Source organism: Streptomyces sp. 4N509B, assembly GCF_052245655.1.
Taxonomy (GTDB): domain Bacteria; phylum Actinomycetota; class Actinomycetes; order Streptomycetales; family Streptomycetaceae; genus Streptomyces.
Genome location: NZ_JBQQBZ010000010.1, coordinates 118,701 through 131,194 on the forward strand (window position 1 = coordinate 118,701; position 12,494 = coordinate 131,194).

Annotated in this window: 6 protein-coding genes; 5 read left to right on the forward strand and 1 reads right to left on the reverse strand. The window is 76.9% G+C overall.

Annotated features, from left to right (window positions below):
- Positions 1 to 162 precede the first annotated feature (162 nt).
- From ACTWP5_RS12870 to ACTWP5_RS12890, 5 genes are all read left to right on the forward strand, one after another.
- The gene (locus ACTWP5_RS12870) at positions 163 to 1,074 is read left to right on the forward strand and encodes an SGNH/GDSL hydrolase family protein (RefSeq protein WP_443221064.1); all 912 of its coding nucleotides are present in this window, start codon (positions 163 to 165) and stop codon (positions 1,072 to 1,074) included.
- A complete protein-coding gene (locus ACTWP5_RS12875) occupies positions 1,046 to 4,735 on the forward strand; it encodes a hydantoinase B/oxoprolinase family protein (protein ID WP_443221012.1) in 3,690 nt (1,229 codons plus the stop codon). The genes ACTWP5_RS12870 and ACTWP5_RS12875 overlap by 29 nt, the downstream gene beginning before the upstream one ends.
- Positions 4,736 to 4,775: 40 nt before the next feature.
- Positions 4,776 to 6,287, forward strand: a complete 1,512-nt coding sequence (locus tag ACTWP5_RS12880; RefSeq protein WP_443221013.1) for a hypothetical protein — start codon at positions 4,776 to 4,778, stop codon at positions 6,285 to 6,287.
- The gene (locus tag ACTWP5_RS12885) at positions 6,284 to 7,159 is read left to right on the forward strand and encodes a hypothetical protein (RefSeq protein ID WP_443221014.1); all 876 of its coding nucleotides are present in this window, start codon (positions 6,284 to 6,286) and stop codon (positions 7,157 to 7,159) included. The genes ACTWP5_RS12880 and ACTWP5_RS12885 overlap by 4 nt, the downstream gene beginning before the upstream one ends.
- Before the next feature lie 139 nt (positions 7,160 to 7,298).
- Positions 7,299 to 12,002, forward strand: a complete 4,704-nt coding sequence (locus ACTWP5_RS12890; RefSeq protein ID WP_443221015.1) for a hypothetical protein — start codon at positions 7,299 to 7,301, stop codon at positions 12,000 to 12,002.
- 57 nt (positions 12,003 to 12,059) lie between these two features.
- Here the strand turns inward: ACTWP5_RS12890 and ACTWP5_RS12895 are convergent, their stop codons facing one another.
- Positions 12,060 to 12,329, reverse strand: coding sequence for a hypothetical protein (locus tag ACTWP5_RS12895; RefSeq protein WP_443221016.1), 270 nt, complete (start codon positions 12,327 to 12,329; stop codon positions 12,060 to 12,062).
- Between the last annotated feature and the right edge of the window lie 165 nt (positions 12,330 to 12,494).

Below are 12,494 nucleotides of genomic sequence, written 5' to 3' on the forward strand. Positions count from 1 at the left end.
CGCCTCGACCCGGCCGAGCGGCTCCGTCCGGCCGAGCGGCTCCGTCCGGCCGAGCGGCTCCGTCCGGCCGAGCGGCTCCGTCCGGCCGGGGGGCGTGCCGAACGGCGCCCCGCGGCCGACCCGCCCGACCACCCCCTCGAACGCCCCGGACGTGTCGAGGCGTTGCGCTTCGTCGCCCTCGGTGACTCGCTCACCGAGGGCCTCGGCGACCCCGTCGCCCCCGACGGCACCCGCCGTGGCTGGGCGGCGCTGCTGGCGGCCGGCCTGCCCGCCCCCGGCAGGCCCCTCCACCTCGTGAACCTCGCCACCAGCGGCGCCCGCACCGCCGACGCGGCCGGCGGCCAACTCGCCGCCGCCCGGCCCCTGCGACCCCACGTGGCCGCCGTCGTCGTCGGCCTCAACGACACGCTCCGTTCCTCCTTCGACCTGCCACGGGCCGCCCGCGCGCTGGACACCACCCTGGCCGTCCTCACCCGCGACGGCGCGGTCGTCCTGACCGCCTGCCTGCCCGACCCCGGACGCATGCTCCGCCTGCCGCGCTCGCTCGGCCGCCCCCTCGCCCGCCGCATGCGCGCGCTCAACGAGGTGGTGCACGCCCTCAGCGAGCGCCACGGCGCCGTCCACGCCCACCTGGCCGAGCACCCCATGGTGGAGGACCGCGCCGCGTGGAGCGTGGACCGCCTCCACCCGAGCGAACTCGGACACCGGCTGCTGGCCCGCGAGTTCCACACCCTGCTCGCCGCCAGGGGCCACGCCGCGGGCCCGCCGCCGGGAGGCGTGCCCACCGCGCCACCGCCCACCCGGGCGGCCAGCGCCTGGTGGCTGGCCACCCGCGGCACCCGCTGGGTGATGTCCCGCTCCACCGACCTGCTGCCGGGCCTGCTGCGGCTCGCCGCGACGGAGGCCGCCCACCGGCTGAGGGGCACCGAGGAGACGCTGGAGCGCGCGACCCGCGAGGCCACCGCCGCCGCGCTGCGCGGCTGCGCCCCGCCCCCGCGCGCGAGCCGGGGTCCCGTCGACGCGGCCGGCCTGGCACCATGTCCGCGTGAACGGCCGTTGGGAATTCTGGATTGACCGGGGCGGGACCTTCACCGACGTCGTGGGCCGCCGCCCCGACGGCCGGCTGGTGACGCACAAGCTCCTCTCGCACGCCCCCGAGCGCTACCGGGACGCGGCCGTCGCCGGCATCCGCCACCTGCTGGGCGTGGCGCCCGACGAGCCCGTGCCCGGCGAACGCGTCGAGATCGTGAAGATGGGCACCACCGTGGCCACCAACGCGCTGCTGGAGCGCCGCGGTGAGCCCACCGTCCTGGTCACCACGGCCGGTTTCCGCGACGCCCTGCGCATCGCCTACCAGAACCGGCCCCGCCTCTTCGACCGCCACATCCGCACGCCCGAGGCCCTCTACGACCGCGTCATCGAGGTGCCGGAGCGGCTCGCCGCCGACGGCACCGTCGTCCGCCCCCTCGACACCGACGCGGTCGCCCGCGCGCTCGCCGCGGCCCACCGCGACGGCTTCCGCAGCGCCGCCGTCGTGCTGCTCCACGCCTACCGCCACCCCGTCCACGAGCGACAGGTCGCCCGGCTCGCCGAACGGGCCGGCTTCACCCAGGTCAGCAGCTCCCACGAGGTCAGCCCGCTGATCCGGCTGGTCTCCCGCGGCGACACCACCGTCGTGGACGCCTACCTCTCGCCCGTGCTGCGCCGCTACGTCGACCAGGTCGCCTCCGAACTCCGCGGCGTCAGGCTGATGTTCATGCAGTCCAGCGGCGGGCTGCGCGAGGCGGGACACTTCCGCGGCAGGGACGCCGTCCTCTCCGGGCCGGCCGGCGGCGTCGTCGGCATGGCCCGCGCCAGCGCCGACGCCGGCCACCGCCACGTCATCGGCTTCGACATGGGCGGGACCTCCACCGACGTCTCGCACCACGCGGGCGAGCTGGAGCGGGTCCTCGGCACGGAGGTCGCCGGCGTCCGCATGCGCGCCCCCATGATCGACATCCACACCGTGGCGGCGGGCGGCGGCTCGATCCTGCACTTCGACGGCGCCCGCTACCGCGTCGGCCCCGACTCGGCCGGCGCCCTCCCCGGGCCCGCCTCCTACCGCCGGGGCGGGCCGTTGACCGTCACGGACGCCAACGTCATGCTCGGCCGCGTCCAACCCGCCCACTTCCCGCACGTCTTCGGCCCCACGGGCGACCAGCCGCTGGACGCCGAGGTCGTCCGCGACGGCTTCACACGCCTGGCCGACGAGATCACCCGCGCCACCGGAGACCGCCGCGGCCCCGAGGAGGTCGCCGCCGGCTTCCTCCAGATCGCCGTGCTGAACATGGCCAACGCGGTGAAGAAGATCTCCGTACAGCGCGGCCACGACATCACCCGCTACGCCCTCACCAGCTTCGGCGGCGCCGGCGGCCAGCACGCCTGCGCCGTCGCCGACGCCCTCGGCATCGACACCGTCATCGTGCCGCCCCTGGCCGGGGTCCTCTCCGCCTACGGCATCGGCGTCGCGGACGCCACCGCGCTGCGGGAGCGCTCCGTGGAGACCGAGCTGACCGACGAGGCGCTGCCCGGCATCCGGGAGCTCGCCGCCGAGCTGACCGCGCGGGCCCGGCTCCAGCTGCGCGACGACGGCGTCGCCGAGGACGCCGTCCGCACCACCGTCCGCCTCCACCTGCGGTACGCGGGGACCGACGCGGTGCTGCCCGTCATCCTCGACGAACGGCCCCGGATGGCGGCCGCGTTCGCCGACACCCACCGCGCCAGGTACGGCTTCACCATGGACAAGCCGCTGGTCGCCGCCACGGTCGTCGTCGAGGCCGTCGGACAGGCGGGCCCCCACCACCCGCCCGGCCCCGATCCCGCCCCCCGCGCGGCCGACGGCGCGCCCGAGCCGGCCGCCCCCGAGACGGTCACCGTGCGGACGTACGCCGAGGGCCGCTGGCACGATGCCCCGCTGCGCCAGCGCGCGGAACTGCGGCCCGGCGAGGCCGTCGACGGCCCCGCGATCGTCGCGGAGCCGGACGCCACCACCGTCGTCGAGCCGGGCTGGCGGGCCACCGTCGGGGCACGCGGCCACCTGCTCCTCACCCGGGTGCGGCCCCGCCCCGCCACCACCGCCGTCGGCACCGAGGTCGACCCGGTCAGGCTGGAGGTCTTCAACAACCTCTTCATGGCCGTCGCCGAGCAGATGGGCGTGACGCTGGAGAACACCGCCCACTCCGTCAACATCAAGGAGCGGCTCGACTTCTCCTGCGCCCTGTTCGACGCCGAGGGCAACCTCGTCGCCAACGCGCCCCACATCCCGGTCCACCTCGGATCGATGGGGGAGTCCATCAGGGAGGTGCTGCGCCGCAACGCCGGCACCATGCGCCCCGGCGACGTCTACGCCGTCAACGACCCCTACCACGGCGGCACCCACCTGCCGGACGTCACCGTCGTCACCCCCGTCTTCGACGCCGCCGGCACCTCGCTGCTGCTCCTCGTCGCCTCACGCGGCCACCACGCCGAGATCGGCGGCATCACCCCGGGCTCCATGCCGGCCTTCAGCCGCACCATCGAGGAGGAGGGCGTCCTCTTCGACAACTGGCTGCTGGTCCGCGACGGCCGGCTGCGCGAGGAGGAGACCCGCGCGCTGCTCACCACCGCCCCGTACCCCTCCCGCAGCCCCGACGCCAACCTCGCCGACCTGCGCGCCCAGATCGCGGCCAACGAACGCGGCATCGCCGAACTGCGCGCCATGATCGACCAGTTCGGCCTCGACGTGGTCCAGGCGTACATGCGGCACGTGCGGCACAACGCCGAGGAGTCCGTGCGCCGCATCGTCGCCACCCTCTCCGACGGATCCTGTCGGTACGAGACCGACTCCGGCGCGGTCATCGCCGTCACCGTCACGGTCGACCGCGCCGCCCGCGGCGCCGTGCTCGACTTCACCGGCACCTCACCCCAGCAGCCGGGCAACGCCAACGCCCCGAGCTCCGTCGTCATGGCCGCCGTGCTGTACGTCTTCCGCACCCTCGTCGCCGACGACATCCCCCTGAACAGCGGCTGCCTGGCTCCTCTCGACGTCCGCATCCCCGCCGGCTCCATGCTCGCCCCCACCCACCCGGCCGCCACCGTCGCCGGCAACGTCGAGACCTCCCAGGCTGTCACCGGCGCCCTGTACGCGGCCCTCGGCGTCCAGGCCGAGGGCTCCGGCACCATGAACAACGTCACCTTCGGCAACGACCACCTCCAGTACTACGAGACCGTCGCGAGCGGCTCCGGCGCGGGCGACGGCTTCCCCGGCGCCGACGCCGTCCAGACCCACATGACCAACTCCCGCCTCACCGACCCCGAGGTGCTGGAGTGGCGCTACCCGGTGCGCGTGGAGGACTTCCACATCCGCACCGGCAGCGGCGGCGAGGGCCGGTGGCGCGGCGGCGACGGCGTGACCCGCCGCATCCGGTTCCTCGAGCCCATGACCGTCGCGCTGTTGACCGGCCACCGCCGCGTCCCGCCCTACGGCATGGCGGGCGGGGCGCCCGGCGCCCTCGGCTCCAACGCCGTCGAGCGCGCGGACGGCACCGTCGAACCGCTCGCCGGCTGCGACACCGCCGCGGTGGAGCCCGGCGACGTGCTCGTGCTGCGCACCCCGGGCGGCGGCGGGTACGGCACGCCCCCGGCGCCCCCGACCACCGCGGCTGACACCCGCGGCACCCCTGCCGCCGCCGTGTCCCCGCCCCGGACGACCCCGTAGGCGTCCGGCGCTGTCAGTCCCACCACCTACGCTGAGCCACGTGACCGAACCCGTGCCGCCACCCGCCGCGACCAGCAGCCCCGCCCCGGGCCCGGCCGCCGACGAGGGCCTCGCCAGGCGCCTGCGCGCCCTCGCCTGCACGGCCCCGCTGCACGACCTCGACGCCCGCAAGGCCAACCTCGCCGGCGAGTACAGCACGTACGCCATGGCCGAGGTGGCGCTCGCCGCGATCGACCTGGTCACCCTCAGCATGGACTTCGACACCGGCGCCGACCACGAGCAGATCGTCGCCCGCCTGCTGCCCCGGGTCGCCGCCCAGGCCCCCACCCGCCCCGCCGCGGAGCACGAGCGCGTCGCCCGCTGGGTCCTCGACAGCCTGATCAACGTCGGCAGCGTCGACCGCGGATTCCGCGCCGTGTACGGCACCTTCGCCCCCGACGGCGCGTACGTCCGCCGGGACTACGACTTCAAGCTCGTCGAGGAGGTGCCGGGGCCCGGCGGCGGGGTGTACCTGCGCACCACGGACGAGGCGGTCAACGTCCTGGTCGGCGCCCTGGACACCGACGTCACCAGCGCCCAGATCGCCGCCGAGGTCAAGCTGGAGGTGCTCATCAGCCGCGGCCGCCTGGCCGACGCCCAGCTCGCGGCCGAGCAGGCCAGGTACCGCACCGTGCAGTACGCCGAGACGCTGCGCCGCGCCCTGGAGGCCACCCGCCGCGACGTCCGCGCGGTGGACTGGCTCCACGCCGTGCCCGAGCTGATCACCGAGGCGCTCGACCACATCGCCGACCGGTACCGCCACGAGAACGCCATCCTCACCAACATCCGGCGCGCCCGCGACGAGGCGGCCGACCCCGGACACAAGCGGCGCGCCGCGGAGTTGGTGGACATCGTCAAGGACTGCATCCGCCGCCACACCCAGCTACAGAGCAGACTCCTCCAGGCGGGGCCGCTCTTCCGCGCCGAGCAGGACCGGCAGGCGTTCGCGACGCCGGCCGCACGCGCCGGCACCGACCTCTACGGACAGCTCCTCGCGCCGCTGCTGCGGCTGCCCCTGTCCTCGGCCACCCGGGTCACCGACGCCTTCTTCGCCCGCGGCACCGCCCCCCGTCCGCCCGGCGCCGTGCGCCTAGCGGACCTCACCGAGCAGCTGCTGACCCCGCCCACGCCGCGCGAGCACCTCGGCGCAGAGCTGCCCGACCCCGAGCTCGTCGCCACCCCGGACGACAGTCGCTTCAGCGAGGAGCAGGTCGCCGCCGCCACCGAGCTGCTGCGCCTTCCGCCCGACGCGCCGCGCCGCCTGTCCGGCCTGCTGGCCGAGGCCCGCCGCCTCGACCCCGAGCTGCCGCACCTGGTCGCCCTGCTCGCGGTGCACGCCGCGAGCCCCGCCGTCGGCACGGCGTACCGACAGGGCGAGGAGCGGCTGCTGTTCGCCGCCGACGACGGCACGACGCTGGACGACCCGGAGATCGGCGGGGCCGACCTCGTCGTCGGCACCGCCCTGCTCGACGCGGCCGGCATGGCCGCCGCCCGCACGGAGAACGCGACATGACCACCCACCACGCCAGCCCCGCCGCACAGGGCCCGGCCCCGTCGGCGGCCCCGGCCCTCACCCCGGCCGACGCCGCCGACGCCTCCCGCCTGGTCTCCTGCGGACTCCACCCGCGGCTGCTGCCCGCCCGCGACGCCGCGTACGCCGCCCTGCTGCGCCGGTACCAGGAGGACCCGCCCTTCGCCCGGCTGGCCGACGCCGTCGCCACCGGCCTCGGACTCGTCGTGCTGGAGGTGTCCACCCGCGCCGGCATGGTCCTGGCCGCCGCCGAGGACTCCGTCTTCGCCGTCCGCATGAGCGACTACGCCCGCCGCGCCGCCGCCGACCCCACCGACCGCTTCCTGCACGGCCTGGCCCACCTCGCCGTCGCGGCCCTCGCCTTCCCCCGCCCCGCCGACCTCGCCGACGACGGGTACGTCGGCCGCATCACGGTCAACGGGGTGGAGACCTTCGTCCGCCACGCCTGCCGGCGCCTGGCCGAACGCGCCGCCGAGCGCGGGGAGAACGCCGATCCCGCCACCGACACCCCGGGGCTGGAGGCCGCCTGGCGGGTGTACGCCCGCCGGAGCACCACCGGCGCCACCAAGGACGCCCGCCGCCTGTCCGGCTCGACCACGGGCATCGTCGGCAGGGCCGTCGCGTTCCTCACCGACTCCGGCTTCCTCCAGCGCACCGGGGACGAGGCCGGCGGCGCGTACCGCACCACCCCCCGGTACCAGCTCCAGGTCCGTGAGATGGCCACGGGCGCCGCCATGACCGAACTGCTCGACCTCGGCGTCGTCCCCGTCAGCGACGGCTCCGGCGCGCTGGCGCCGCCCGCCACCGAGGACGGCGAGCTCGTCGACGGCGCCGGCCTGCCGTTCCACCCCTAGCCGGCACGCCGCACGACCGCACCCGACCGCACCCAACCCCCGACCCCGACCACACCCGACCGATCCGAGCCGAGCCGAGACCCCGGCCGACCGCCGGCCCGACCCGCGCACGCGACGAACCCACGAGAGCCCGCCCACCATGTACGAGCTGTCCCGGATCCGCCTCTACTCCATCGGACCAGCCGGTGCCCGGTACGCCGACACCGTCCTGGACCTGCGCGGCGTCGGCGACCCCGTGCCCCAGCCCGCGCCCACCCAGGCGGACTTCTTCGAGGAGGAGCCCACCGGCCCCCCGCTGCGCCCGGCGCCCGCCGCGGTCCTCTTCCTGGAGAACGGCGGCGGCAAGTCCGTGCTGCTGAAGCTCATCTTCTCCGTCATGCTGCCCGGCCACCGCAACACCCTGGGCGGCGCCAGCTCCGGCGTGCTGCGCAAGTTCCTCCTCGCCGACGACTGCGGGCACGTCGCGCTGGAGTGGCAGCACACCCGCACCGGGGAGACCGTCGTCGTCGGCAAGGTGAGCGAGTGGCGCGGCCACCAGGTCTCCGGCGACCCGCGCCGCTTCACCGAGGCCTGGTACTCCTTCCGCCCCGGCCCCGGCATGACCCTCGACTCCCTCCCCGTCGCCGAGTCCGTCGGGCTGCGCCCCCGCACCGACGGCACCTCGGGCGCCCGCGGCCGGCGCCGCACCATGAAGGGCTTCCGGGACGTCCTGACCGAGACCGGCAGGGCGTACCCGAACCTCGACGTCGCCTGGGAGGAGATCCACGAGCGCTGGATCGAGCACCTCGGCCGGCTCGGCCTGGACCCCGAGCTCTTCCGGTACCAGCGCGAGATGAACGCCGACGAGGGCGAGGCAGCCGGCCTGTTCGCCGTCAGGAACGACGCGGACTTCACCGACCTGCTGCTGCGCGCCGTCACCGACACCCGCGACACCGACGGACTGGCCGACCTCGTGCACGGCTTCGCCCACAAGCTCGGCCGCCGCGCCGAGCTCACCGCCGAGCGGGACTTCACGGCCGGCTCGCTCGACCTGCTGACCCACCTCACCGAGGCCGCCGAGCAGCGGCAGGCGGCCCGCGCCGTTCACCAGCGGGCCGAGCACCGCGTGCGGGCCCTCGCCGGCCGCCTGGCCGCCCGCGCGGTCGTCGAGCGGGAGCGCACCGCCGGCCTCGCCGAGCGCCTGACCGCCGCCGGGCACGCCGTCACCGAGGCCGACCGGGCCGTCGCCCGCGCCTCCAGCACCGCCGCCGAGCTCGCCTACCGCCACGCCCGCCTCGCCCTGACGGCTGCCGAGCAGACCGCCGCCACCCAGCGCCGGGAGCTGTCCGAGGCCCGCACACTCCACGCCGCCTGGCAGGCCACGGAGACCGTGCTCCACCACCGTGCCGCCGCCGACCGCGCCACCCGCGTCGCCGCCGCCATCCGCGAGGCCGAGCAGGACGCCGCGCCCGCCCTCGCCGCCCGCGCCCAGGCGGCCACCGCGCTGGTGCGCGCCCTGCTCGCCGCCTCCGCCGAGAGCGAGCGCGCGGCCGCCGGCCACGAGGAGCGCTCCAGCGTCCTGCAGGAGGAGTCAGAGGCCGCCCACCAGGCGGCCACCGCCGCCGCCACCGGCGCGGAGCGCGCCCGCAGCGAGGCCGACCACCTGAGGCAACGGCTCGCCGAGGTCGAGCAGGAGACGGCGGAGGCCGTCCGCGCCGGCTGGCTGGAGGACGCCGACACCGCCGCCGACCCGGCCGCCGCCGCCCTCGCCGCCAGCGACGCGGCACAGGAGGCCGCCGCCGCCCTGCGCGCCGTGGCCGCCGCCGCCCGTCAGCACGCCGACCACGCCCGGCAGGCCGTCACCGCGCACAACCAGGCCGAACTGGCCGCCGCCCGCGCCGCGGACGCCGCCAGGGCCGCCGAGCGCGCGTGGGTCACGGAACACCAAGCGGCCGCCGCGCTGGCCACCGACGACCGGCTGACCGCCCTCCTCGGCCTACCCCCCGCGCAGCCGTCCCCGCCCGCACCGTCGTCCCCGGCCGCTCCGTCGCACGGGAGCGCGTCCGTCGAGGGGCCTGTCCCCGACCGGGACTCCGCCGAGCAGAACGCGGTCGAGGCGCTGGACCGCCACGCCGAGGAGGCCATCGGGCTGTTGGAGGAGCGGATCTCCGACGCCGAGCGCCAGCTCTTCGAGCTGCGCACCGACGCCGCCGACGACGCGCGGATCCTCGCCGCGCTCGGCGACGGCGGGCTCCTGCCCCCGGGCCCGGACGTGTTGGCCACCGTCGAGCTCCTCGGGGAGCACGGCATCCCCGCCCTGCCCGGCTGGCGCTACCTCGCCCAGGCCGTCGCCCCCGCCGACCACGCCCGTGTGCTCGCCGCCCGCCCCGAACTCGTCGACGGCGTCGTCATCACCGATCCGGACAGCCACGCCCGCGCCCGCCGCGTCCTCGCCGGCGCCGCGCTGCTGCCGCGCTCCGCCGTCGCCGTCGGCACCGCCGCCGCCCTGCTCGCCCCCGCCCCACCCGAGGGAGGCGCCGACAGCGGCGTCTTCCTCGTGCCGCCCAACCCCGCCATGCACGACGAGCGCGCCGCCGACGACGAGCGGCGCGCCCTGCGCGAGCGCGCCGGCGCCCGCGACGAACGGATCCGCGAGCTCGCCGCCCGCCTGGCCAAAGACCGCCACCTCGCCGCCCGCATGACGGCCTGGCGCGCCGACTGCCCCGCCGGTCGCCTGGCCGAGTTGGCCGCCGCGGCCACTCGTGCCCGCGCCGAGGCGGACGCCGCCCGGCAGCGGCTCGCCGCCACCGCCGACGGCCGCGCCGAGGCCGAGCAGGCCGCCGCCGAAGCCACCGCGGCCCACGAGCGCCACCGCGACGCCCACGAGCGGGCCCGTCGCTCGGCCGACGCCCTGGCGGGCCTCGCGTCCCGGCTGCGGGAACGGCCCCGCTGGCAGGCCCGGCTCGCCGAGCTGGCCCAGACGGCCGCCGCGTCCGAGGAGCGGGCAGCGGAGTGCCTGGCCCGCGCCCGCGCCGCCGACGAGGACCGACGGGCCGCCCAACGCGCCGCCGACGACGCCCACCGCACCGCCCGGTCGCTGCGCGCCGAACGCGCGGAGGTCTCGGGCGTCCCCGAGTCCCCGGACGTGGACACCGCCGCGGAGGAGCCGGCGGCCGGGGCCGCCCGCGGCGGCCGGCCCTCGCTGCCGGCCCTGCGCGAGGCGTACCGCTCCGCCACCCGGCTCTACGAGAAGGTCGGCGTCGGAGCCGACCTGCGGGCCGAGCAGGCCCGCGCCGAGGGCGACGAGTCCGCCGCCCGCGCCGCCCTCGACCGCCTGACCGCCAAGGTCCGCACCCGCGCGGCGCGGCTGCTGGACGGCCCCGAGGGGGCGGACGGCCCGTCGCGGCAGGCGGCCGCCGCCCGTGCGGAGTCCCTGGTCACCCTGCTGGAGTCCCGCTCCGCCACCGCCAGCGAACAGCTGGGCCGGCTCCGCGGCGAGGCCGAGCGTCTGGCCCCCGCCGACGGCGAGGCCCACATCGAGCTTCCCGAGGACCGCGTCCCCGACGACGCGGCCGGCGCGAGGGAACTGCTGCGCGGGGCGACCACGGAGCTCGCCGCCCGCGAGGCCGCCCTGGCCGCCGCCCGCGCCGCCCACGAGGACCTGCGCCGCGACCACCAGCTCGCCCAGGACGCGGCCGGCGGCTTCGAGGAGGCCGCCGCGCTCCTGCGCGACCTGCTGCGCGATCCACCCGCCGCGGAGGCGGGGACCTCACCGGCCGCCACCGGCGACGGAGTGTCCCCGGGGGCGCCCGAGTGGTACCCGGGCGGCCTCGCCGAGGCCCGACAGGACACGGCCGGCGCCCGCCGCGAGCTGCGCGAACAGGCGGCCACCCTCTCCGCCGCCGAGGCCGCCGTCCGCGAGGCCGCCGACCGCCTGGTGCGCCACGCCAACGCCACCCGCTTCGAACAGGTCCGCACCCCCGCCCGGCAGCAGATCAGGGAGCTGCCCACCGCTGCGCTGCCCGACCACGCCGAGGCGTGGGCCGCCGCCTTCGCGCCCCGGCTGCGCGTCCTCGGCGACGAACTCGACCAGCTGGAACGCAACCGCGACGGCATCGTCGACCGGCTGCGGGGCCTGGTCGAGTCCTCGCTGGACACGCTGCGCGCGGCCCAGCGCCTCTCCCGCCTCCCCGAGGGCCTGGGGGAGTGGTCGGGGCAGGAGTTCCTCAGGATCCGCTTCGACGACCCCGACCAGGCCACCCTCACCGAACGCCTCGGCGAGGTCGTCGACGAGACCACGCGCGCCGCCGTCGCGAAGAACGCCGACCTGCGCAGGGACGGCATGTCCCTGCTGCTGCGCGGCGTCCACGCCGCCCTGCGCCCCCGCGGTGTCAGCGTCGAGATCCTCAAACCCGACGCCGTGCTGCGTGCCGAACGCGTCCCCGTCGGCCAGATGGGAGACGTCTTCTCCGGCGGCCAGCTGCTGACCGCCGCCATCGCCCTGTACTGCACCATGGCGGCGCTGCGCGGCAACGACCGGGGCCGGGACCAGCACCGTCACGCCGGCACCCTCTTCCTGGACAACCCCATCGGCCGCGCCAACGCCACGTACCTGCTGGAGCTCCAGCGCGCCGTCGCCGACGCCCTGGGGGTGCAGCTGCTCTACACCACCGGCCTGTTCGACACCACGGCGCTGGCGGAGTTCCCCCTCGTCATCCGGCTGCGCAACGACGCCGACCTGCGGGCGGGCCTGAAGTACATCAGCGTCGAGGAGCACCTGCGCCCGGGACTGCCCCGACAGGAGCCGGAGTCCGCCCCGACCCACGGGGAGATCACGGCCACCCGCGTCTTCCGCAGACCCTGACCGCGCACGCCTGTGCCGCGGCGCCCCCGCTCCGGCGGCCCCGCCGTCGCGGCGCGCTCAGCGCGGATCGCGCCGCAGCGGCCGGCGGCGCGCCACACTGCTGGGCGCCGACACCACCCCGTTCCGCTGCCGCCACGCCTGCCGCGTGATCCAGATGTCCAACACCGCCCACGTCGCCACCACCGTGCTCGCCACGGTCGACAACAGCATGGGGAAGGCGAGCCACGACCCGGCCAGCGTGCACAGCAGCACGACCACGAGCTGACTGAGCGTCAGGGCGATGATGATGACGGCACGCACCGCGGCCGCGCGCACGGGATCAGGCATGCGGGCTCTCGCATACACTCCGCTCTCGCTCCCACCCAAGGCGACACGCACGGATATGTATCCCCTCATGGTAGAGCGCGCCACGCTCGACGGTCACCCCGGCCACCCGTCCGGCGACGCTCCGCCGAGCGGCCGTCGCACCGTCCGGGATACCCAAGTTGGCCC

What these genes read in the sequence shown, in the direction of transcription:
- ACTWP5_RS12885 (WP_443221014.1), top strand. Translation starts at nt 6,284, where the DNA reads ATGACCACCCACCACGCCAGCCCCGCCGCACAGGGCCCGGCCCCGTCG.
- ACTWP5_RS12890 (WP_443221015.1), top strand. Translation starts at nt 7,299, where the DNA reads ATGTACGAGCTGTCCCGGATCCGCCTCTACTCCATCGGACCAGCCGGT.
- ACTWP5_RS12895 (WP_443221016.1), bottom strand. Translation starts at nt 12,329, where the DNA reads ATGCCTGATCCCGTGCGCGCGGCCGCGGTGCGTGCCGTCATCATCATC.